The organism is Nocardia sp. NPDC051990 (assembly GCF_040680755.1).
GTDB lineage: Bacteria > Actinomycetota > Actinomycetes > Mycobacteriales > Mycobacteriaceae > Nocardia.
In genome coordinates this window covers 217744-240646 of sequence record NZ_JBFAXH010000007.1, presented here as the reverse complement: position 1 = coordinate 240646, position 22903 = coordinate 217744, and the positions used below count along the sequence as shown (strand labels likewise).

Annotated in this window: 21 protein-coding genes; 10 read left to right on the top strand and 11 right to left on the bottom strand. The window is 65.1% G+C overall.

All coding sequences use genetic code 11. From position 1 onward, the window contains the following. The first annotated feature begins 108 nt into the window (after positions 1-108). Positions 109-2925: an aconitate hydratase gene (locus tag AB0L63_RS16480; RefSeq protein ID WP_364500810.1), complete on the top strand. Its 2817-nt coding sequence runs from the start codon at positions 109-111 to the stop codon at positions 2923-2925. A gap of 96 nt (positions 2926-3021) precedes the next feature. Further along, positions 3022-3588 (top strand): helix-turn-helix domain-containing protein, encoded by a 567-nt coding sequence (locus AB0L63_RS16475; protein WP_364500808.1) that lies wholly within the window; start codon positions 3022-3024, stop codon positions 3586-3588. Positions 3589-3672: 84 nt separating this feature from the next. Here AB0L63_RS16475 and AB0L63_RS16470 read toward each other — a convergent pair whose 3' ends face one another. Beyond that, positions 3673-4401: an ABC transporter permease gene (locus AB0L63_RS16470; RefSeq protein ID WP_364501080.1), complete on the bottom strand. Its 729-nt coding sequence runs from the start codon at positions 4399-4401 to the stop codon at positions 3673-3675. Between the two features lie 26 nt (positions 4402-4427). Then, positions 4428-5705: a glycosyltransferase gene (locus AB0L63_RS16465; protein WP_364500806.1), complete on the bottom strand. Its 1278-nt coding sequence runs from the start codon at positions 5703-5705 to the stop codon at positions 4428-4430. A 97-nt stretch (positions 5706-5802) separates the two neighbouring features. Between AB0L63_RS16465 and AB0L63_RS16460 the strand changes: the two genes are divergently transcribed. Continuing rightward, the gene (locus tag AB0L63_RS16460) at positions 5803-8367 is read left to right on the top strand and encodes a cytochrome P450 (RefSeq protein ID WP_364500803.1); all 2565 of its coding nucleotides are present in this window, start codon (positions 5803-5805) and stop codon (positions 8365-8367) included. Positions 8368-8409: 42 nt separating this feature from the next. After that, complete coding sequence (locus AB0L63_RS16455) at positions 8410-9228, top strand: SDR family oxidoreductase (RefSeq protein WP_364500801.1); 819 nt, start codon at positions 8410-8412, stop codon at positions 9226-9228. 125 nt (positions 9229-9353) lie between these two features. On the opposite strand, the gene AB0L63_RS16450 is transcribed toward AB0L63_RS16455, so the two are convergent. Both AB0L63_RS16450 and AB0L63_RS16445 read right to left on the bottom strand, forming a co-directional pair. Beyond that, positions 9354-10145 carry a hypothetical protein gene (locus AB0L63_RS16450; protein WP_364500794.1) on the bottom strand — a complete coding sequence of 264 codons (792 nt, stop codon included), beginning with the start codon at positions 10143-10145 and terminating at the stop codon, positions 9354-9356. A gap of 50 nt (positions 10146-10195) precedes the next feature. After that, a complete protein-coding gene (locus AB0L63_RS16445; protein ID WP_364500792.1) occupies positions 10196-10681 on the bottom strand; it encodes a MarR family transcriptional regulator in 486 nt (161 codons plus the stop codon). A gap of 299 nt (positions 10682-10980) precedes the next feature. Here AB0L63_RS16445 and AB0L63_RS16440 point away from each other — a divergent pair, with 299 nt between their 5' ends. From AB0L63_RS16440 to AB0L63_RS16430, 3 genes are all read left to right on the top strand, one after another. Then, positions 10981-11409 (top strand): cupin domain-containing protein, encoded by a 429-nt coding sequence (locus tag AB0L63_RS16440; RefSeq protein ID WP_364501078.1) that lies wholly within the window; start codon positions 10981-10983, stop codon positions 11407-11409. A 388-nt stretch (positions 11410-11797) separates the two neighbouring features. Beyond that, the gene (locus tag AB0L63_RS16435; protein WP_364500789.1) at positions 11798-12256 is read left to right on the top strand and encodes a hypothetical protein; all 459 of its coding nucleotides are present in this window, start codon (positions 11798-11800) and stop codon (positions 12254-12256) included. 12 nt (positions 12257-12268) lie between these two features. Then, a complete protein-coding gene (locus tag AB0L63_RS16430; protein WP_364500787.1) occupies positions 12269-13231 on the top strand; it encodes a hypothetical protein in 963 nt (320 codons plus the stop codon). A gap of 81 nt (positions 13232-13312) precedes the next feature. Here AB0L63_RS16430 and AB0L63_RS16425 read toward each other — a convergent pair whose 3' ends face one another. From AB0L63_RS16425 to AB0L63_RS16415, 3 genes are all read right to left on the bottom strand, one after another. Further along, positions 13313-13546 (bottom strand): helix-turn-helix domain-containing protein, encoded by a 234-nt coding sequence (locus AB0L63_RS16425; protein ID WP_063043281.1) that lies wholly within the window; start codon positions 13544-13546, stop codon positions 13313-13315. Positions 13547-13697: 151 nt separating this feature from the next. Further along, complete coding sequence (locus AB0L63_RS16420; RefSeq protein WP_364500784.1) at positions 13698-15329, bottom strand: ABC-F family ATP-binding cassette domain-containing protein; 1632 nt, start codon at positions 15327-15329, stop codon at positions 13698-13700. A gap of 213 nt (positions 15330-15542) precedes the next feature. Continuing rightward, positions 15543-16565 carry a transglycosylase SLT domain-containing protein gene (locus AB0L63_RS16415; RefSeq protein WP_364500781.1) on the bottom strand — a complete coding sequence of 341 codons (1023 nt, stop codon included), beginning with the start codon at positions 16563-16565 and terminating at the stop codon, positions 15543-15545. Positions 16566-16725: 160 nt separating this feature from the next. Between AB0L63_RS16415 and AB0L63_RS16410 the strand changes: the two genes are divergently transcribed. Next, positions 16726-17490: an SDR family oxidoreductase gene (locus AB0L63_RS16410; RefSeq protein WP_364500778.1), complete on the top strand. Its 765-nt coding sequence runs from the start codon at positions 16726-16728 to the stop codon at positions 17488-17490. Between the two features lie 56 nt (positions 17491-17546). Here the strand turns inward: AB0L63_RS16410 and AB0L63_RS16405 are convergent, their stop codons facing one another. The 4 genes from AB0L63_RS16405 to AB0L63_RS16390 form a co-directional block, all read right to left on the bottom strand. Next, positions 17547-19748: an MMPL family transporter gene (locus AB0L63_RS16405; protein WP_364500775.1), complete on the bottom strand. Its 2202-nt coding sequence runs from the start codon at positions 19746-19748 to the stop codon at positions 17547-17549. A gap of 15 nt (positions 19749-19763) precedes the next feature. Then, entirely contained in the window at positions 19764-19907 is a 144-nt protein-coding gene (locus AB0L63_RS16400) for a hypothetical protein (RefSeq protein ID WP_364500772.1), read from the bottom strand. A gap of 122 nt (positions 19908-20029) precedes the next feature. Continuing rightward, positions 20030-20188, bottom strand: a complete 159-nt coding sequence (locus tag AB0L63_RS16395) for a hypothetical protein (protein WP_364500769.1) — start codon at positions 20186-20188, stop codon at positions 20030-20032. Between the two features lie 102 nt (positions 20189-20290). Next, a complete protein-coding gene (locus AB0L63_RS16390; protein ID WP_364500766.1) occupies positions 20291-20479 on the bottom strand; it encodes a hypothetical protein in 189 nt (62 codons plus the stop codon). A gap of 385 nt (positions 20480-20864) precedes the next feature. Between AB0L63_RS16390 and AB0L63_RS16385 the strand changes: the two genes are divergently transcribed. Together AB0L63_RS16385 and AB0L63_RS16380 are read left to right on the top strand one after the other, a co-directional pair. Further along, positions 20865-21968, top strand: a complete 1104-nt coding sequence (locus AB0L63_RS16385; protein ID WP_364500763.1) for a lycopene cyclase family protein — start codon at positions 20865-20867, stop codon at positions 21966-21968. Then, on the top strand, positions 21968-22894 hold the full coding sequence (locus AB0L63_RS16380) for a Ku protein (RefSeq protein WP_364500760.1): 927 nt from the start codon (positions 21968-21970) through the stop codon (positions 22892-22894). Before AB0L63_RS16385 ends, AB0L63_RS16380 begins: the two co-directional genes overlap by 1 nt. Positions 22895-22903: the final 9 nt, after the last annotated feature.

Sequence of the window (22903 nt, the reverse complement as noted above, 5' to 3'; positions counted from 1 at the left end):
TGGGACCCTCCGAAGACGTAGCCGTAGCGACTGCTTGCAGATCGCTCGAAAGACCAGCCGCGGGCACAGCCCCGCCCGCGGCCACCCTCACAGACGAGTGGAGCTGACGTGACGACAAGTATCGATACTTTCGGCGCCAAGGGCACCCTCGAGGTCGGAAGCAACTCCTACGAGATCTTCCGTCTCTCGGCCGTGCCGGGCACCGAAAAACTCCCCTACGCACTGAAGGTCCTCGCGGAGAATCTGCTCCGCACCGAGGACGGCGCCAACATCACCGCCGATCACATCCGCGCCATCGCCAGCTGGGATCCGTCGGCTCAGCCGAACACCGAGATCCAGTTCACCCCGGCCCGCGTGATCATGCAGGACTTCACCGGTGTGCCCTGCATCGTCGACCTGGCCACCATGCGTGAGGCCGTCGCCACCCTCGGCGGCGACCCGGACAAGGTCAACCCGCTCGCCCCCGCCGAGATGGTCATCGACCACTCCGTCATCATCGACGTATTCGGCCGTGCGGACGCCTTCGAGCGCAACGTCGACATCGAATACCAGCGCAACGGTGAGCGCTACCAGTTCCTGCGTTGGGGCCAAACGGCTTTCGACGATTTCAAGGTCGTTCCGCCGAGCACCGGCATCGTGCACCAGGTCAATATCGAGCACTTGGCGCGTGTCGTCATGGTCCGCAATGGCCAGGCGTACCCGGACACCTGTGTCGGCACCGACTCGCACACCACCATGGTCAACGGCCTCGGCGTATTGGGTTGGGGCGTCGGCGGCATCGAGGCCGAGGCGGCCATGCTGGGCCAGCCGGTCTCCATGCTCATCCCGCGCGTCGTCGGCTTCAAGCTGACCGGTGAGATCAAGCCGGGCGTGACCGCCACCGATGTGGTGCTCACCGTCACCGATATGCTGCGCAAGCACGGTGTGGTCGGCAAGTTCGTCGAGTTCTACGGCAAGGGCGTCTCCGAGGTGCCGCTGGCCAACCGCGCCACCCTGGGCAATATGAGCCCCGAATTCGGTTCCACCGCAGCGATCTTCCCGATCGACGAGGTGACCGTCGACTACCTGAAGCTAACCGGGCGCTCTGATGAACAGGTCGCGTTGGTCGAGGCCTACGCCAAGGAGCAAGGCCTCTGGCACGACGCCGACAACGAGCCCCCCTACTCGGAGTACCTCGAGCTGGACCTGAGCACCGTGGTGCCGTCCATCGCGGGTCCGAAGCGTCCGCAGGACCGAATCCTGTTGTCGGAGAGCAAGACCGCCTTCCGCAAGGACATCCACAACTACACCGATGACGCGGAGACCGGTCCAGCCGCCACGACCCCGCACACCCACCTGGACGAGGCCATCGAGGAGTCCTTCCCGGCCAGCGATCCGGCGGTGCTCTCCTTCGCCGACGACGACGCCGTACTGCCGTCCGCCGCGAACGGTGCGGTGGGCCGCCCGTCCAAGCCGGTCAAGGTCTCCACCGAGGAGTACGGCGACTTCGTGCTCGATCACGGCGCGGTCGTGGTCGCCTCGATCACCTCCTGCACCAACACCTCCAACCCGTCGGTCATGCTGGGCGCGGCCCTACTGGCCCGCAACGCGGTGGAGAAGGGCCTGACCCGCAAGCCGTGGGTGAAGACTTCCATGGCCCCGGGTTCGCAAGTCGTGAACGGCTACTACGAAAAGGCCGGTCTGTGGCCGTACCTGGACAAGCTGGGCTTCAACCTGGTCGCGTTCGGCTGCGCCACCTGCATCGGTAATACCGGTCCCCTGCCGGAGGAGATCTCCAAGGCGGTCAACGACAACGACCTGACCGTCACCGCGGTGCTTTCCGGTAACCGCAACTTCGAGGGCCGCATCTCCCCCGATGTGAAGATGAACTACCTGGCCTCGCCGCCGCTGGTCATTGCCTACGCGCTCGCGGGAACCATGGACTTCGACTTCGAGAAGGACGCGCTCGGCAAGGACACCAATGGCAACGAGGTGTTCCTGAAGGACATCTGGCCCTCGCCGCAGGAAATCCAGGACACCATCGACCGGGTCATCTCCCGCGATATGTTCCTCGAGGACTACAAGGATGTCTTCAAGGGTGACGCGCGCTGGCGTTCGCTGCCGACCCCGGAGGGCAAGACTTTCGAGTGGGCCGCGGAGTCGACCTACGTCCGCAAGCCGCCGTACTTCGAGGGCATGCCCCAGACGCCGGAGCCGGTCACCGACATCAAGGGCGCGCGTGTCCTCGCGTTGCTGGGCGATTCGGTCACCACCGACCACATCTCCCCCGCGGGCAACATCAAGCCGGGCACCCCGGCCGCGCAGTACCTGGAGGCCAACGGCGTCGAGCGCAAGGATTACAACTCCTACGGCTCGCGTCGCGGTAACCATGAGGTGATGATCCGCGGCACCTTCGCCAATATCCGGCTGCGCAACCAACTGCTCGACGATGTCTCGGGTGGTTACACCCGCGACTTCACCCAGACCGGTGGCCCGCAGGCGTTCATCTACGACGCCTCGCAGAACTACCAGGCCGCGGGCATCCCGCTGGTGGTGCTCGGTGGTAAGGAGTACGGTTCGGGTTCCTCGCGTGACTGGGCCGCCAAGGGCACCTCGCTACTCGGCGTGAAGGCCGTCATCACCGAGTCCTTCGAGCGCATCCACCGCTCGAACCTCATTGGTATGGGCGTCATTCCGCTGCAGTTCCCGGCTGGCGAGTCGGCCGCGTCGCTGAAGCTCGACGGCACCGAGACCTTCGATGTCGAGGGCATCACCAAGCTGAACGAGGGTGTGACTCCGAAGACCTTGAAGGTCACCGCCACCAAGGAGAACGGTGATGTGGTCACCTTCGACGCGGTGGTCCGGATCGACACCCCCGGTGAAGCCGACTACTACCGCAACGGTGGCATTCTGCAGTACGTGCTACGCAACATGATTCGCGGCTGAACGCCTGTGCTGTAGTAGGTCCGCGCACCGCATCACCCGCGGTGCGCGGACCTCTTCACATTGCATTGCCCGCTTCGCTCAGAGGAGCCCGCCGAAATGCCCAAAGTCAGTGATGATCACCTCGCCGCCCGGCGTAGTCAGATTCTGGAGGGGGCGCGGGCCTGTTTCGCCGAATACGGGTACGACGGAGCAACCGTACGCCGCCTGGAAGAGGCCATCGGCCTGTCGCGCGGCGCGATCTTCCACCATTTCCGGGACAAGGACGCCTTGTTCCTCGCGCTGGCCCAAGAAGATGCCGACCGCATGGCCGACGTCGCGGCCAATCAGGGGCTGGTGCAGGTCATGCGCGATATGCTCGCCCACCCTGAGCAATTCAATTGGCTCGGCACCCGTTTGGAGATCGCGCGCCGCCTGCGCACCGATCCGGAATTCCGCGCCAGCTGGACCCAGCGCTCCGCCGAACTGACCGCCGCCACCCTGGCCCGCCTGGAACGCCGCAAGGCCGCAGGCGCCCTCCGCGACGACGTCCCCACCGACGTCCTCCTCGGCTACCTCGACCTCGTCCTCGACGGCCTCATCGCGCGCATAGCCTCCGGCCACACCAATGAAAACCTCTCCGCGGTACTGGATCTCGTAGAAGCCTCGGTCCGCCGCAAGGAGTGAACCAGCCGAACGGGTCGACCCGCATAGGAACAAGGTGTCGCGATGCCTCTGCTGGCGAGCCTGACCGCCGTAACCGCTGAGCGGTCAGTGGTGGGATAAACGGCTGAATACGATGCTGGCGCTAGCGAATCCGAGGGTGCCGAGCATGGCACACCAGCAGAGGGCGAGGGGGGCATTGTGGCCGATGTCGGTGGAGTTCAGGAGTCCGCGTACGGTTTCGATGATGGGGGTGGCGGGTTGGTAGTCGGCGAAGCCGCGGAGCCAGTGGGGCATGGTGGTGGTTTGGACGAAGGCGCTGCTGATGTAGGGGATGAACATGATGGCGTAGGTGAGGCCGCCGGCGGCTTCTGGATTCTTGGCGACCAAGCCGAGAGCGACTGCGATCCAGGAGATGGCGGTGACGAACAGGGCGATGACCGCGAGGGCCGCAAGCCAGCCGAGTGGGTCGGCCTGGGGGCGGTAGCCGAGTGCGAGCGCCACCGTGACCGCGATCGCGATGGCCGCCAGATTGCGGACGACGCCCTCGGCGACGTGGCCGGCGAGTACGGCCTGGCGAAACATCGGCAGGGTGCGGAAGCGGTCGATGCTGCCCCGGGTCATATCGGTGGAGACGGCAGTGGCGGTGATCGATGAGCCGAAACCCGTGCACAGCAACATGATTCCGGGCACCACATAGTCGAGATAGGGTCCGCCGACATCGATGGCCCCGCCGAAAACGTAGGTGAACAGCAGCATCACCAGAATCGGCATGAGCAGCGAAATGATCAAGGTGTCGCGACTGCGCAGGGTGTGCCGGATACAGCGGCGGAACATAACGACGGTGTCGGCGAAGACGTCGGTCACCGGGCGGCGGCTTCGATGATATCGGCAGCACGACCGGCGGCGTCCTCGGTGCTCAGCGTCTTCGCGAATTCCGCTGCGCGGGAACGGCGTTCGGGCGTGAGCAATGACGCGACGCCTTGTTCCAGCCGAGCCTCGGTGAGTCTGGTGAACGGCAGATGCGCACCAACCCCGAGGCGCTCGACCTGCCCGCCCCACATCGGCTGTTCGAACGATACCGAGCAGACCAATGTCGGCAATCCGGCACGCAGACTCTCGAATAACGTACCGATACCGCCGTGATGCACCGCCGCGGCGCAATACGGGAAAACCAGATCGTGCGCGAATGGACCGACCACCTTCACATTCGGCCCCGCCTGTGCATCGGCGATATCCAGATCACTCCAGCCCGCACTCACCAACGCACGCACACCCAAACGAGCAGACACCTCGTTGACCATGGCCAGCACCGCGGCCGTATCCCGAATGGGCATACTGCCGAATCCGAAGAATACCGGCGGCGCCCCCGTCTCGATCCACGACAGAATGCCAGCATGGTCGCCCGCCAGATCACCGACGGCCTCCCGGGCGGCGTGATCGAGCGTCAGAAATCCGGTGAACGGCCTGCGCTCATCCCATTGTTCGGGCAGTCCGGGCACCAATGCTGGATCGTAGATCTGCACTTCGGGCACCTGCGAACGCGCCAATACCGCAGCGGTACTCGCCCGCGACTTCGGCAGCCCGAGCATCGTCCGTAGATCGTTGAGATAGCGCATGAACATCACCCGGCGCAGATTCTCCGCGAGCGCCCAGGTCGCCCGATTGACGACCGCGGGCGGATGCCACCGCGGCGGCAACGCACCCGGAAACGGATATGCACCATTATCGCGGCAGGGGAAGTAATGCAGGCTGACCAGCGGAACTCCCATTGCCTCCGCAACCGAACTAGCGCGATCCTCCGTCACAGTGCTCGCCACGATCAGCTCCGCACCCGTGCAGACGTCGATGACCTCCTGATTCATCTGCTGGGCATAATCGGCCATCTGCCGGGCGACCAATTGCATGAGCCGCAGGGTGTTACCCGCCGCCAGCGCCCGCTGTCCGGCGTCCGAACTGTAGAGCTGCTGCACATCCGGTCCGCATGCGACGGCGGCAAGCCCGGTGGCCGTGGCGAATTCGACCAGATTCGGCGGCGCACCGAGCAGCACATCATGGCCGCGACGGCACAGTTCGAGTCCCAGCGCCACGACGGGCTGGACGTCACCGCGGGTTCCGGTGAGCGGAATCGCTATTTTCACGGCGGCTCTTTCGGTATCGGGGCCCTGACGACGCCGACCGGATGATCCACAGAATTGAGGGCTCCGCACGGCGGCGATGTGTCAGTACAGTGCCATTGTGCACATAGCGATGTTCATGGACTACCACCCGGCCACCCTCGGTGGGATCCAAACCGCAGTCGCCTCGCTGTGCCGCGGACTCGAACGCGCAGGTCACCGCGTCACCCTGTTCGTCGCGCCGCAGCCGGGCGCCGACGAGCTCCCGAATGTGGTGCCACTGCGCGCGGTCGGCGGTCTCGCGGTGAACGGATTTCCGGTTGTGCTGCCGACCAAGCACAATGCCGAACTCATCGACGCCGCCTTCGCCGGGCGCGGCCCGATCGACCTCGTGCACACCCACACCACCTACGGCGTCGCCATTGCCGGCATGAAAGCCGCACGGCGACATCGGATTCCGCTCGTCCACACCGCCCAGAGCCGCGACGACGCGTTCATCGAGAACACCTCGCCCGCACCGTATCCGGCGGCGCTCGCCCTGCGCGCGCTGCACAGCCGGTTCGTACCGCACGATCAGCACATGCCACGCCGCGCCGAAAGCCGTGCGGCGCGCCATGCCTGGTGGACCATCGTCGGTCAGGCCCAGGCCGCGGATCGGGTCATCGCGCCGACCCAGCACTTCGCCGACCAGCTGCTCGCTCACGGGCTGACCCGGCCGCTGCGGGTGGTATCCAACGGTGTCGATGACGAGCTCATCGAAAACAGCGCCGGCACACCGATTGTCGAGCAGACGACCGACGCGCCGCTGCGGCTGATCTGGTGCGGGCGACTGTCCGCTGAGAAGCGACTGCTCGCCGCGATCGAGGCCGTGCGGTACCTCGACAACTGCACGCTCGATGTCTATGGAGATGGCGACCTGCGCGCCGAGGCGGCCGCCGCTATCGGCGAATATAAACTCGCAGACCGAATCCGCTTGCACGGCAGGGCTACTCAGGCCGAATGCCTCGCTGCCATGTCCGAAGGCGACACACTGCTGTTCCCCTCCAACGGTTTCGACACCCAGGGCATGGTCCTGCTGGAGGCGGTGGCGGTCGGTCTGCCGATCATCTACTGCGATCCCGACCTGGACGAATCGGTGCCGACCGGGGGCGGCATTCGCACCGCCGATCCGTCGCCCGTCGCGATCGCCGACACCATCTCGAAACTCGACGCCGATCGCACCGCGCTCATGGAAATGCGTCAGATCCTTGGCAAATACGGCGACTCGGTACGACAGTCACAGCACATCGGGACCGTACTCGAGATCTATCGGCAGGCTCGTGCGGAGGCCGCGCGCAGCCCGGAATTGGTCCTGCCGCAATCGCTTTCGGAGGTGCCGACCGCGCCCGGTCAGCTGCCGCTGGTCGGCCACAGCCTGCGGGCCCTGCGCGACGCTCCAGGGTTCGTCAACTCGCTGGCCGATCTCGGCCCGATCGTGCGCCTGCGGTTCGGCCAGAAGACCGGATATCTGCTCACCACACCGGATCTCGTCCGCGAGGTCGGGCTCGGCGATGCCGAACTCAATCGGGATGATCTGCGCGAAGCCATCGAGGATGTCGCGGGCGGATCCGTCAATGTGCTGCGCGGCGCGGAACACAAACTGCGGCGGCGAATGATCTCGCCCGCGTTGCGGCAGAGCCGCCTCGCCGAATACACGCGCTCGGCGGCCGATATCGCCGAAACCTGGTCGGCGGGACTGCCTTCGGGCGGACGCGTGAATCTCATGGACGAGGCGCACGGCCTGGTCCTCGACACGGTCTCCTCGACGCTGTTCACCGCCGACTTCAGCGATGACGCCCGCCGCGAGATCCGCGACAGCGTGCCCTGGCTGCTCAGTCAGGTCATCCTGCGCACCGCACTTCCCCCGCAGGTGCGTCGGCTGCGACTCATTTCGAACTGGCGCTGGCGCACGAAGGCGCGCAACCTACGGACCGCCATCGGGTCCGTTATCGCCGAATACCGCCGCCGCGACGAGGATTTCAACGATGTAGTCTCGGCGCTCATCCGACACACCGACAGCGAGACCGGCGCGACCCTGTCCGACGAGCACATCATCGATGAGGCGATCCTCATGCTGGCCGGTGGTGTCGGCTCGATGGCGTCACTGACCGGCTGGCTCTGGCATGAGGTCATGCGCCGCCCACAGATCGCCGAGCGATTGTATGCCGAACTCGACGCAGTCGTCGGCGCGGGCCCGGTGCGCGCCGATCATCTCGGTGCACTCCTCTATCTGAAACAGGTTGTGGCGGAGACACTTCGGTTCTGGGGGCCGTGGATCAGTGCGGGCACCGCCGACGGCGACATCACCATCGGCGGACTCACCGTTCCGGACGGCACGGCGATCATGTTCTCCCCCTATCTGGTTCAGCACAACAAGCGGTATTACACCGATCCGGAATCCTTCGACCCGGACCGCTGGTCGCCCGACCGCGCCGCCGATATCGACAAGAAGGCGAACCTCTCATTCGGCGTTGGCCGTCGCCGCTGCCTCGGCGACCATTTCGCCATGATCGAAATCGGCCTCGCCGCCGCGGCGCTGCTGGTCCGTTGGCGCCCGACACCCGACCCGCATTATGTGGTGCGCGCCTCCAATCGTGACTTCGTCCTGTCGCCCTCGGCACTGCCGGTTAGGCTGCATCCACGGTGAACACTTGCTTGGAGTGCACTCCAAGTGACTAGCGTGGATCGCATGAGCAAAGTTTGGTTCATCACCGGAGTCTCACGAGGATTCGGCCGTGAATGGGCACTCGCCGCACTGGAACGCGGCGATCACGTGGCCGGTACGGCGCGCGATACCAGCACACTCGACGATCTTGTCGCCAAATATCCCGATACCTTCCTGCCGCTGCACTTGGACGTCACCGACCGGGACGGCGATTTCGCCGCGATACAGGAGGCGGCCGAGCGATTCGGACGGCTCGATATCGTGATCAACAACGCCGGCTACGGCCAGTTCGGCATGATCGAGGAACTCAGCGAGGACGAGTTCCGCGAGCAATTGGAGACCAATGTCTTCGGCGCGCTGTGGGTCACCCAGGCGGCCCTGCCGATCCTGCGGGCCCAGGGCAGCGGCCACATCATCCAGGTGTCGAGCATCGGTGGCATCGCCGCCTTCCAGAACCTCGGCGCGTACCACGCGTCGAAGTGGGCACTGGAAGGTTTCTCCCAGGCGCTGGCCCAGGAGATCGCCCCCTTCGGCATCCACGTCACCCTGATCGAACCGGGCGGATTCGGCACCGACTGGGCCGGCCCCTCGTCGCGGCATGCCACCCCGCTCCCGGCCTACGATGCGGCCAGGGCGGCGCGAGCCGCCCAGCGTGCGGCGGTGCGCCAGGGCGATCCGGCCGCCACTCGTACCGCCATCCTCGCGGTCGTCGATGCACCCGAGCCGCCGTTGCGCATTTTCCTCGGCGCGGCCCCGCTGACCATGGCCACCGCGGAATACGAATCCCGCCTCGCACTCTGGCGCGAATGGCAGCCCATTTCCGCTGCCGCGCAGGGTGATTGAGCCGAACAGCACGGGTGCGACGCCGCCGGGGAGAACGACGGGGATGATGGTGGCCCCATCCCCGCCGGCGCCGACCCACCCGTCCGGAGTTCCCGGACTTCAGGCACGAAACTACCCCCGGGCGGTCAGTAGTTGGCGTTCAGATAGTTGGCGGCATGGGTCGTCCACAGGACATTCGTGCCGGGCATATTGTGTCCGGAGTAGAGCACATGCTGGCCGTCCGGCCACGGCGTCAGATAGCCGATGACACCGTTGACCGCGGTCGCGTAGCGATCGAGATCGGCGATCGGATCGTTCATCAGGAAACGCAGCAACTCGGCGAAGATCAGCGGGGTCACATTGCCGATGCGGGCGCCTTCGACGAACGAGAACGGCGAGATGCCGACATCGATGACCCGCAGCGGCGAGTCGCCCGGCGCCGCGGTGATGATATCGCCGGGATTCGCGTACTCTTCGACATCGACTGCGGGCCAGGCGCCGTGTTCGCCGTGCAGGCCGTAAGTCGTTGCCGGACAGAGATTGCCGACCGACTGGCCGCGTTTGCGCAGCGGGTTGGCGATATTGACCGCGAAAGCGATTTCCAGGGGCGAATCGTCGGTGTTCTTATACCTCCCCGACCGCACCCCCTCCAGGATCTTGCTCGCGCAGATACCTCCGAGCGAATAGCTCAACAGCCCGCAGACATTCGGCGAGTCCTGAATCGCCTTGACGCCTGCGGCGATACCGAGCCGGATCGAGGTGTCCAGCGACGGGCCCCACAACTCCGGACTCGGCCCGACCGAGGCGGGCCAATCCGGCTCGAAGGCCGTAAATCGTCCGGGATCGAGCAGTTTCGTGACATCGCGCAGCATGCCGGCGGGCGTCCCATCGGTATTCCGCGGTTCACCCGTGCCGCGGAGGGTGATGATATCGATCATTACTGCAGAGTGCCCCGATGACCGCACCGGCACACGAGTAGCGGACTACCTCATTTCGTCCCGCCCTCGAGGCTCGCGAGCAGTACGCGGGCGATCCGGTCCAGGTCGTGGCGGTCCTTCGCCGAGAGCACCGACAACATGCGGGTTTCGTTCTCGGTATGCGCGGTGACAACCTCATCGATCAGCGTGCGGCCCGTCTCGGTGAGCGCGACCCGGATGGCGCGGCGATCCTGCGCATCCGCGATGCGCCGGACCAGCCCCGCCGACTCCAGACGGTCGAGCCGTCCGGTCATCCCCGCGCGCGACAGCATCAGTGCGTCGGCGAGCACCGATGGGTTCAATTCGAATGGCACCCCCGAACGACGCAGTGCGGCAAGCACATCGAACTCCCCACGCTGTAGCCCACGCGCGAGGAAGACTGCCTCGATATCCCGCTGTGCGACCGCGAGCAGCCGACCCATTCGTCCGATCACCCCCATCGCCTCCAACTCGAGGTCCGGTCGCTCCTGGCGCCACTGTTCGACGATCGCATCCACCGGATCCTGTTCCGCCTCCCCGAACCTTTTGCCGGTCGTAAGTGCCGCGACAGTGTCGTTGCGGGCCGGCGGTTGAGTACCTGGCGGAGTTCTGGACGTACCCGGCGAGTTACCCATGTGCCTGCGAAATCAGTTGTCGCGACTGAGCCATGGACAACATTCTATTCACCAAGATATAGTTCGGTAGTGAATTATCAATCATCAAATCATATGGAGTGACCACCGTGAGCACCACCGACCGCACCTTCGCCATCCGCCAGCCGCAGGATGCCGAGACTCTGGTGACCCCCTCGGTCACCATGCGCCTGCTCATCGACTCGAACGAGGCAGGCGGCGCGGTCAGCCACTTGGAGGTCATCATGGATAAGGGCGCCGACGGCGCGGCACCGCACTACCACACCAAGTCGGACGAGCTGTTCTACGTCGCCGACGGCGAATTGCAGGTACTGGCCGGAGACGAGATCGTCACCGTCGGAGCGGGCGGGTCGATCGTGGTACCGAAGCTGATGCCGCACGCCTTCGGCGCCAGCCCGGACAGCTCCGCGCGGATCCTGATCGCCCTCATGCCCGCGGTGGAGCGCTTCGGCTACTTCCGCCTGCTCGACCGGCTGACCAAGGGCGCGGCCATCTTCGAAGAGTTGGCGGCAGCACAGGAGGAGTACGACAACTGGTTCGTCGAGTCGCCCGAGTGGTGGGCCGAGCGCAACGCGAACCGGCGCGATTGGTGAAGCGACACAGCGACAATTGATTTCGTACGCACATGGCGAGCGCGCATAACTCGTTGAGCACTTCCCGGCGCACGCTCGCGAGCGCTCGCCGAACAACCCGGCCCCTAGAACCCTGAACCACACCGGGCACATCCGCACCACAGGATGCACGGCCGCCAATCCCGGGCAATACCGACCGTGCCGAACCGTTCAGAAGTAGCTCAAAGATTGCTGAAGCCTATTCGGGTGCATAACGAAATTCTTTCGGCGCAAGCGCATCCCGAGCCGAAATCGGGTTTGCCAGCCGCGGTCAAATCTCCCGATCCGAACCGTGCGGGACCCTTGCGCGATATGATCCAGTTCCCGCTCGTGGGTCCTGGCAAATCGCGAGCAGATCGGAGAGCTCACTATGACCGACGCAATCCACCTCCCCGGTACCGGGGCGACGGGCGACCGGGTCCCCGCGTTGCAGGGACTGCTGGTGGCCGAGTCGGAACGAGATTTCACGGTCGAAGTGACCGAAGGAACCTGGACCTTCCACCGCGACGATGTGCTGCGGGTGATCGACTGGGCCGACGGTGCGACCGCCGAGCGCGACGGCCGTCCGGTACTGATGGATATCCGCCCCGGCGCCACCGCCGATTTCACCCGCCGCCTACGCATCGACCTCGTCGACCGGCCGATGACGCTGGCCGAGGAACCCTCCGCGGCATCGGGAGATGAAGCACTACAACAACTCACCGCGTCCTGGGCCGATAGCCTGCAGCTGGCCCATTGCCCTGGCACCAGCGGAGCGACCTTCACCTACTGCCAAACCAAATCGCTCGCGACAAGCGACGACGGCATAAACTGCGACAGTCTCGACTGAACGGAACTGTGCATGGCGGCGCGCCGGACAGGTTCGGTCCTCATCGTCTCCGAATCCGATGATCTGCACGGCACCGCGATGGCGGCGACGTTGCGAGAACACCACGGACTCAGCCCGATTCAGCTCGATCTGCGCGACTTCCCGCGCGAATCCGGAAGCTTCCGGCTCGATCGGCGCGGCACCGCGCGATCGCTGTCCCATGTGATCGGACTCGACGATGTCCGCTCGGTCTGGTGGCGCAGACCGCATCCCACCCAGGTTCCTGCCGGTGTGCGCGCCTCGGATGACGCCTACCGCCAAGCCGAATGCGACGGCTTCATCCAGGGCTTACTGTGGTCGATACCGGCGTACTGGGTCAACGATCCCGGCGCCGACCGTACCGCGAGCCGCAAGATCGTGCAGTTGGAGACCGCGCGCCGAGCCGGTTTCGCGATCCCAGAAACGCTTATCACCAACGATCCGGACGAGGCGCGCAGCTTCGTCGAATCACGTTCGGGCTCGGTGGTTTACAAGCGAACCGGCACCGGACGTGCCGAATTCGCCGAGACCCGAATAATCACCAAGGCCGACTTCGGCCGCCTCTCGGGCATCCGCTCCGCGCCGACTACCTTCCAGGACTACGTCGAGGCGCAATGCGATCTGCGGGTGGTGTGGATGGACGGCATCGAATGGGCGGTACGCATCGACTCGCAGTCCGGGGTCGGCCGGGTTGATTCCCGGCTGGACACCACCGTCGACTTCGCACCGGAGCATCTGCCCGCCTCGGTCAGCAAATCGCTGGCCACGTTGATGGGCGCACTCGGCCTGAGCTTCGGCGTGCTGGATCTACGCCTCGGCCTCGACGGCGAGTACTACTTCCTCGAGGTCAACCCGCAGGGCCAGTTCGCGTATCTGGAGATCAAGACGGGCCTGCCGATGTTCCGCAGCCTCGCGAACCTACTGGTCAACGGCGACGGTGCGGTGCCGGGCTACTAGCGCGCTCGATCCCGCTCGGTGTCGGCGAAAGCCATTCGCCGACACCGGGATTCAGCTGAGCCAATCCCTTTGGGGTGAACGCTACTGGCTCTTGCGGCGATTTGCACCGCCGCGGCTGCGGAGCTGCACATGCGACTCCACCAGCACGTTGTGGATGAAGCCGTAGGAGCGGCCGGTGGACCGGGCCAGCGATCGGATGCTGGCACCCGCCTCGTACTGCTTCTTCAGCTGGGTTTGCAAACGGTCTCGTGATTTCCCCGTGACGCGTGTGCCCTTACCCAGTGTGGCCTTGACTTGTGTGGGCCTGTCGCTCATGGCTTCCTCCGAGTCGCCGAGCCGCGTCTTTCCAGGCTAGACACTCGGGAAGCTGTGATCAACGGGTGTTTGTGATGAATATCACCGGCGATCCGGTTCCGGAAGGTGAAAACCCATCGCGCGCAACGAAACTCCGGCCGGTTGGCCCGGATCAGGCCAGCTGAATCAGTTCCAAATATTCCGCCGACCAATGGTCTTCCTGGCCGTCGGGCAGCAGGATCACCCGTTCCGGGGACAGCGCCTCGGCCGCGCCCGGGTCGTGGGTGACCAGGACGACCGCGCCCGCATAGGTGCGCAGCGCGTCGAGGACCTGTTCGCGCGAGATCGGGTCCAGGTTATTGGTCGGTTCGTCCAGCAGCAGCACATTGGCCGCCGAGGAGACCAGCCCGGCCAGGGCGAGACGGGTCTTCTCACCGCCGGAGAGCGTGCCTGCGGGCTGCTCCAGCTGCGGTCCGGAGAACATGAACGCACCGAGCAGACCGCGCAGCTCCTGCTCCCCCGCATCGGGTGCGGCGTGGCGGATGTTCTCCCACACCGTGGCCTGATCGTCGAGGGTGTCGTGCTCTTGGGCGAAATAGCCGATCTTGAGCCCGTGACCGGGCACGAGACCACCCGCCGTCGGCGTCTCCACCCCGGCGAGCAGACGCAGCAAGGTGGTCTTGCCCGCGCCGTTGAGGCCGAGTACGACCACGCGGCTGCCGCGGTCGATGGCCAGATCGACACCGGTGAAGATCTCCAGCGAGCCGTAGACCTTGGTCAGGTTCTCAGCCATCAGCGGCGTCTTACCGCAGGCGGCGGGTTCGGGGAATTTGATCCGCGCGACCTTGTCGGCCACCCGCACCTCGTCGAGTTCGGCCATCAAGCGGTCCGCGCGCTTGGCCATGTTCTGTGCCGCAGTGGCTTTCGTGGCCTTGGCGCCGAGTTTGGCGGCTTGGGCGCGCAGTGCGCTGGCCTTCTTCTCGGCATTGGCGCGTTCGCGGCGACGACGCTGCTCATCGGTGGCGCGCGCGTCCAGGTATTTCTGCCAGCCCATGTTGTAGACGTCGGCCTCACCGCGCACCGCGTCCAGGAACCAGACCTTGTTCACCACATCGCCGAGCAGTTCGACATCATGGCTGATCACGATCAGACCGCCGTCGTGGTTCTGCAGGAAGCCGCGCAGCCAGGTAATGGAGTCGGCGTCGAGGTGGTTGGTCGGTTCGTCGAGCAGCAGGATGGTGTCCGAGCGTCCACCGCTGCCGTCGGAGGCGGCGAACAGGATGCGCGCCAACTCGATTCGGCGGCGCTGACCACCGGACAGCGTGCGCAGCGCCTGACCGAGTACCCGATCGGGCAGGCCGAGGCTATTGCAGATGCGCGCCGCTTCGCTCTCGGCCACATAGCCGCCGAGCGCCGAGAAGCGCTCCTCCAGCCGACCGTACTTGCGCACTGCCTTCTCACGTTCGGCATCATCGGCCACCTCGGCCATCAGCGCCTGCTGCTTCTCCATATCGCGCAGCAGGGTGTCCAGGCCGCGAGCGGAGAGCACGCGATCGCGGGCGAGCACGTCCAGATCGCCCTCGCGCGGATCCTGCGGGAGATAGCCGATCTCGGTGGAACGCAAAATCTTTCCGGCGTAGGGCTCGCCCTCCCCCGCCAGAATGCGCAGCGTGGTGGTCTTGCCCGCGCCATTGCGTCCGACCAGTCCGATCCGGTCGCCAGCCTGCACCCGGAGTGCGGGCCCCGGGGCCGACAGCAGGGTGCGGACGCCGGCCCGGACCTCCAGGTCCGTCGCGGTGATCACAGGCTTCTCCTACGGGTACGTGGTGCTGATCGGTTGCTGCTCGATTGTGCGACGCGAAGGCGCACAAGAACCACCGATTTTACCTGGCTCCAGAGGTGCTTCCGACACCCCACGATCCAGGTGTGACCGCGCTAACTCTCCGCAGCATCTCGGCAGGACCGACCTGCGATGTCGTGGGGACCGGCATGCTCGCCGTGCGCGGATGCCGACGTCTCAGTAGCCCTTCGGAGCCGCGAGCGGATTGGCCTGATCGACCCGCGCCGCCAGATTGGAGCCGTCCTCCCGCACGCCGTAGCGGTGCATCACGTAGTTCATACTGGCCGCGATATTCGCCGTCGGATCGGTGATACTCGATGACGTTCCAGCGACGTGATAGCTCGAAAACGTACCGGGGATGGTCTGGGTCAGACCCTGCGAGGGGTGTCCGGCTGCGGCATTGGAGTCCCAATTGTTGATGGAGCCCGCATCGCCACCCGATTCACGCTTGATCAGGGTCATGTACCCCTCGGTCCACCTCGCACGGGCGGCCGGATCGGTGATGCCCAGAGCATCCAGGGCTTTCCCGATGTGGTATCTGAGCTGATCATCACTGAGTTTATTGCGCCCGCCTCCACTCGTCGAAGCGGTGACGGGTTCGGTGTACGGACTCTTGGTGCCGGAGTAGTTGCCGCCCCCGCCGCCCCCTGACGACACGCGATATGCCGGGCCGTAGTTATTGTTCGCCGGGGGTGGGTCGCCCACGCCACCGGCGTGCTCGTTCATCTGGTTGTACGCTTCGGACACCGCCGTCGCAGCGTCACCGACGGCCTTGTCGATTCCGCCGATCGCATTCATCTGCAACTCGATGGTGGGATTGAGCGGCACACCGGTCTCGGGAGCGAGAACCTGCTTGACGAAGTCCACCACATTCTTGACTTCGGTATGCACCGTGTTGGCCAGGTCGGCAGATTTCTGCGCTATACCAGCGATACCGACGATCTTGGTATCCAACGAGTTCAAATCGTCCCGGTATTTCGTCGCGTCACTCTGCTGGGCGTGGTACTTGTCGACGATGTCGCCGGACTTCAGCTGCGACTCCCCCAATCCATTCAAATTCTCGACCGTAATCGACTTTGCCGAACCGTCGCCCACCGCGTTGTCCAACTTCGCCAGCACCGCCTCTATATGGCCGACGTAGGCGTTGAGGATAGGTGCATCCGGGCGCGACGGCAGCGATGTGTCGACAGCCCCAGCCATATCTCACCTTCCGCCGATACCCCTCCGGCAGCCTAATCGCAGCTAGGCACCGCGCTCTGATCATCAGGTCCCCACCTGTGGGAACAGTCGCTCCGTGAGACATCGCACAAACCCGACCAGATCCACTCGGCGGATTTCAACAGCGGTAGCGTGCCATCACATGACGACCGATCTGTTGGGCAAGAGCGCACTGGTTTCCGGAGCCAGCCGGGGCATCGGCAAGGCCGTCGCGGCGGAGCTGCTGCGCCGGGGCGCCAATGTGCTGATCACCGCCCGCAAACCGGAACCACTCGAGGAGGCGGCCGCCGAGCTACGGGCGCTCGGCCATCGGGGCGAGGTCAGCGCGCTGGCGGGCAATTCGGGTGATCCGGACAGCCGGGCGGCCGCGGTGGATCGGGTGGTCTCGGAATTCGGCTCGCTGGACATCCTGGTCAACAACACCGGCATCAATCCGGTCTACGGCTCGCTCATGGATGCCGATCTGGAGGCGGTGCGCAAGATCTTCGACATCAATGTCGTCGCCGCACTCGGCTATGTGCAGGAGGCCTACAGGGCGTGGATGCGCGAGCACGGCGGTGCGGTGGTGAATGTGGCCAGTGTCGCCGGGCTGCGCTCGACCGGCGTGATCGCGGCATACGGCGCGTCCAAGGCCGCGCTGATCCGGCTCACCGACGAACTGGCCTGGCAGCTGGGCCCGAATATCCGGGTGAACGCGGTGGCGCCAGGCGTGATCAAGACGAAGTTCGCCGACGCGCTGTACTCGGCGGATGAGGAGCGGGCCGCGAGTATGTACCCGATGAAGCGACTCGGCGCACCGGAGGATGTGGCGCAGCTGATCGGATTCCTCGTCTCGGATGAGGCCGAGTGGATCACCGGTGAGACGGTCCGGGTCGACGGCGGACTGCTGTCGACCGGCGGAATCTGAAAGGCCCCAACCGAACTGATGGCCGTGCGGCGAATACCGCACGGCCATCGGCCTTTCTACACCCTGGCGGGCTGGCGCAGATTCTTCGGATCGGGCAGCGACGGCACGGACGGTCCTTCGTTGAATCCGAAACGCTCGTGCAGCTTTTCGAGTGGGCCGGGTGCCCACCAGTTCCAGTCGCCGAGCAGTTTCATCACCGCGGGCAGCAGGAAGCCGCGGATCAAGGTCGCATCGACCAGTACCGCCAGCGGCAGGCCGATGCCGAAGGACTTCATGAAGGTGATGTCCGAGGCCAGGAATCCCAAGAACACCAAGGAGATCAGAACCGCGGCGGCGGTGACGATCCGGCCGATCTTCTCCAGGCCATGGGCAACGGCGGATTCGTTCTTACCGGTACCTTCGTACTCTTCGAGGATCCGTGACAGCAGGAATACCTGATAGTCCATGGCCAGACCGAAGGCGACACCGAAGAGCATGACCGGCACGGTCGGCGGCAGATCGCCGGTCACGGTGAAATCGAGCAGGCCGGATAGGTGCCCATCCTGGAAGATCCAGACCAGCGCGCCGAAGGTCGCGGTCAGGCTCAGGGCGCTCAGCACGATCGCGACCAGCGGCAGTACCACGCTGCCGGTCAGCAGGAACAGCACAACCAGCATGATGATCACAACGTAGGCCAGTGCCACGGGCAGCGCCGAGGTCACCGCATCGAGGGAATCAGCGCTCGCGGCCGCGATACCGCCGACCAACCGCTGTGAGGGTGCGGGCACCGCGCGCAACTCCTTGGCCACCCGATCCAGCAGCGCCGGATCGCTGGTATCCGGAGTCACCGAAAGGTATGCGGCACCCTTGGTTTCGAAGCGCGCATGTTGTGCCATGGCCGGGGCGAGCTGCCCGCCGTGGGCGTAGCTGCCGGTGGCGGTGTCGACGCGACGGACATTGTCGACTTCGGAGAGTTTCCTGGCGTAGGCGTCCAATCCGGATTTGCCGTCGGGCAGTACGACGAACAGGCCGTTGGTGTCGGTCGCGGCGAACTCACGCTGGATGGTCTCGGTGATCTGCCGGTTGTTCATCGACTCCGGCAGTGCCCGTTCGTCCGGGAGGCCGAGTTTCACACCGAGGAACGGCGTCCCGAGCAGCAGCAGGAAGGCGGCGACCGCCAGACCGATGGGCATCGGCTTGCGCATGACGAATACCGCGAGTCGATGCCAGAACCCCTCACCGGGCACGGGACGTTGCGGACGGAAGAACCAGCCGAGTTGGCCGCGATCGATGCGGCTGCCGAGCAGCAGCAAAATCGCGGGCAGCACCGTCAGCGATACCGTCGCGGCAATAGCCGCGACCACCAGACCGGCATACCCCATGGAACGCACCGCGAGCAGCGGGAAAAACAGCAGGCCCGACAGCGCCACCGCGACGGTGACCGCTGAGAAGGCCACGGTGCGACCGGCCGAACGCATGGTCGCGGCGACGGCCCGGCCGGTCACGGCGCCCGCGGCCAGTTCGTCGCGGTAGCGGCTGATGATCAGCAGGCTGTAGTCGATCGCGAGGCCGAGGCCGAGCAGGGTCGCGACATTGGTCGCGGTCGCGGCGAGATCGGTAACCAGGGTGATCAGCCACAGCGCGCCCATGGTGATCATCACGGTCAACGCCGCGACGACCAGCGGCAGGCTGGCCGCCACCAAACCGCCGAAGACGAACAGCAGGGCGATCAGGGTGATCGGGAAGGCGATGGATTCGCCGAGGGCAGCGTCCTTCTCGCTCTGCTGCACCGTCTCGTGCAACAACATCGCGTAACCGCCGACGCGCACCTGTACCGGCCCGTGCGTGCCGCCATAGCGATCCGCCAGGCCGCCGACCTTCTTGTCGACCGCACCCTCCTCGCCGAGAATGCTCGCGACGATCAGCCCCGACTTGCCGTCGGCACTGCGCAGAGCGGGCGACTTGTCCATCCAGTACGACATGACACCGGCGACACCCGGCTCATTCTTCAGCTTCAACGCCAATTTCACTGCGGCCGTTGCTGATTCGAGATCGTCGACCGAGGTGTCGCTGTGCACCAGCAGCACGAAGTTCGGCGGCGCCTGACCAAAGGTATCGCGCAAAATCTCGGTGGCCCGGCTGGCTTCGCCGCCGGGATCGCTGTAGCCGCCGCCCTGTACCTTGTCGAACAACGTCGAGCTGAGCATCCCCATGAGCAGCGCCAGGCCGACAAAGATGCCGAGAATCCATTTGCTTCGCTGCTTGGTCAGTTCGAACACACCGCCACACCCTCATCACTCGTTAACCGCGCCGCGATTGCTGTCCGACGAATCCGCGACCTGCCGGGCTTGTACCTGCCTGGCCACCACCCGCATCGGCAGATACTTCGGGTGTACCAGGGCGCCGATCACCGTATCTTGCACCTCGATGCCGGGCATCGGGCGCAGGCGCCAGCGCGCCCGCCGATCGTAGCAACCTGCACGGCAACCTCGGTGGGCGAGAACACATTTCCCGGACACTGGCGGGTGCCGATACCGAACGGCAGGTACACACCCTTCGGTCAGGACTCCATCGCCGCAGGCAGCCAGCGATCCGGGTCGAATTCATCCGGATTCGGGAAGACCGCCCGGATCCCGATGTACCGCAATGGGTAGGAGGTCGCCACTGCGGGGCTACCGACGAAGACGAACCGGCCGCCGGCCTCCCACGCCGCCTGCACAGCCGCCGAGTGCCCTCGACATTCGCCTCTCAGAACTGCGTTGGATGGTGACCGCGGTGGGGACCCGCTGCGCCGAGCGGCCGCAGAACCACAACCGCCGAGTCATCCGGCCAGGCCGGATCGCCGATGCGAGGCCAGCGGCGCACGGTGCCGTCGGGGGCAGGTCTCGTCGATCTTGTTGCAGGCATCGGCGGCCGGGTTGCGGTGATAGGCGGTGCTGCCTTGGGCACCGGTGACGACTCGGAACTGCGCGGAGATCACCGCGAACAGACAATGGCCGCGGGCAGGCATGCGTGAATTCTGTTCCACTGGAAAGGGAACAGAGAGTCCCGAAATCACCACTGATATCGGCATTCGGATCCGGATCACCCGACCCTGGGCATGCCGTCCCACAACGCCGAACATACGACGCACCGGACATTTGTGACCAGCCCGATGACAACACGGCACTACTGGCGAGTCACATCGTCGCCGGAAAAGCGAGATCTGAAATGATCGCATTATGAATAGTGTCACCGTCGATATCCATGAACTATCACCGAGCAACGCCGACCCGAAGGCCCGACAGTAAGCTCCGCGCAACCAACGAACCACGCCGATAAACGAAGGGGTCCGCTCTGCACACCACCGAACTCGCTGTGCCACATCGACATCCGCGTTCCACACGGGAAATGCGATGACCGCGGATCTCATCGTCTGCGGACTCGGACCCGCCGGTCGCGCACTCGCGCACCGCTGTCTCGCGCACGGAATGTCGGTCGCCGCAATCGATCCGGTGCCGGATCGACGCTGGTCGGCGACGTATGCGGGGTGGTACGACGAGTTGCCGCGATGGTTGGACCCCTCGGTCATCGCCACGACCGTGGCACATCCGACGGCCTGGGGTACGACGCCGCATCGCCTCGACCGCACCTATGTCGTCTTCGATTCCGCGGCATTGCGGGATTCGCTGAATCTCGATGGCGCGCAAATAGTTGCCGATCGCGTTGTCGAAATTCGGTACAACACAGTGACTTCGGCTTCGGGAACAACATTCAGCGCCGAGCGGGTTATCGACGCACGAGGAATTGCCCGCTCCCCCATGCTCGCCGAGCAAACCGCGTACGGCGTGGTCGTAGGACGCGACGCCGATATCGCACCCCTGTTCATGGACTGGCGCACAGACAACGGCACGGAACCCGATGCGCCACGGTCGTTTCTGTACGCGGTGCCGCTGAGCGCGGAGACGATGCTGCTGGAGGAGACCTGCCTCGCCGGACGTCCCGCTCTGGAGACCGCGGTGCTGCGTGACCGCCTGCACCACCGATTGCGGTCACGCGGAATCGAACTCACGGGAAGTGAACCGGTCGAACGCGTGCGGTTCCCGGTGCAGGGCGGCCGACCGGGACCGCGACGGTTCGGCGCGGCGGGCGCGTTCACCCATCCCGCAACGGGTTACAGCGTCACCGCTTCGCTCGCCGCCGCCGACACCGTCGCCCTTGGTTCGTCGGTGTGGCCCGCCCGAGCGCGAGCGGTACACGCGTTGCGGTCGGCGGGACTGCGTGCGCTGCTCGCACTGCCGCCCGCCGACCTTCCCGTCTTCTTCGATGCCTTCTTTACCCTCCCGCCGCGACTGCAACGGGCCTATCTGTCGGGTCGCACCGATCTCGGCGGCACTGTCGCCGCCATGCGCACCCTCTTCGCTGCCCTACCCGCACGGCTGCGTCGGCGCGTCGCGACCGCGACACTCGGGATTCCGATTCGCTCGCCTATTCGAAACGGTTCGTCCATGATGGAGTGATGGCACGAGCTATCTGGAAGGGCTCGATTGCGTTCGGGCTGGTAAACGTCCCTGTCAAGGTGTACACCGCCACCGAGGATCACGACATTCGGTTCCACCAGGTGCATGCCAAGGACGGTGGCCGGATCAAGTACGACCGCGTCTGCACGGTCTGCGGCAACTCCGTGCAATACGCCGATATCGATAAGGCCTACGAATCCCCCGAGGGGGACAAGGTCATCCTCACCGACGAGGACTTTTCGAAGCTGCCCGCCGCCGAGAAGCACGAGATTCCGGTGCTGCAGTTCGTCCCCAACGACCAGATCGACCCGATCCTGTTCGAGAAAAGCTACTATCTCGAACCCGACTCGAATACCCCCAAGGCCTACGTGCTGTTGGCGACCACGCTGGAGCGCATCGATCGAACCGCGCTCGTGCATTTCACACTCCGGCAGAAAACCAGACTCTCGGCGCTGCGGGTGCGCGACGGTGTGCTTGTGCTGCAGACACTGTTGTGGCCCGATGAAGTCCGTTCCGTCGACTTCGAATCCCTGGACGGTGTCGCCGAGCCGAAGCCGCAGGAGATCAAGATGGCCGAGACGCTGGTCGAGACCATGTCCGATGATTTCGATCCGGACCAATACACCGACGAGTACCAGATCGAGCTGATGAAGGTGCTCGACGAGGCCATCGCCAGCGGCACCGGGAAGGTCGTCGCTCAACCCGAGGAGGTGCCCGCCGCGATGGATGCCGAGGTCGTCGACCTGGTAGCCGCACTGCAACGCAGTCTGGAGGCCAGTGGGCGGCGGGCCGTGGAGAGTTCCGGTAAGAAAGCCGCCGAGCCCAAAGCCAAGGCAGCACCGGCGAAGAAGGCAGCGGCCAAGAAGACCGCCACCAAGCCCGCCAAGAAGACCGCGAAGAAGGCAACCGCCCGCAAGGGTGCCTAAGCACCACCT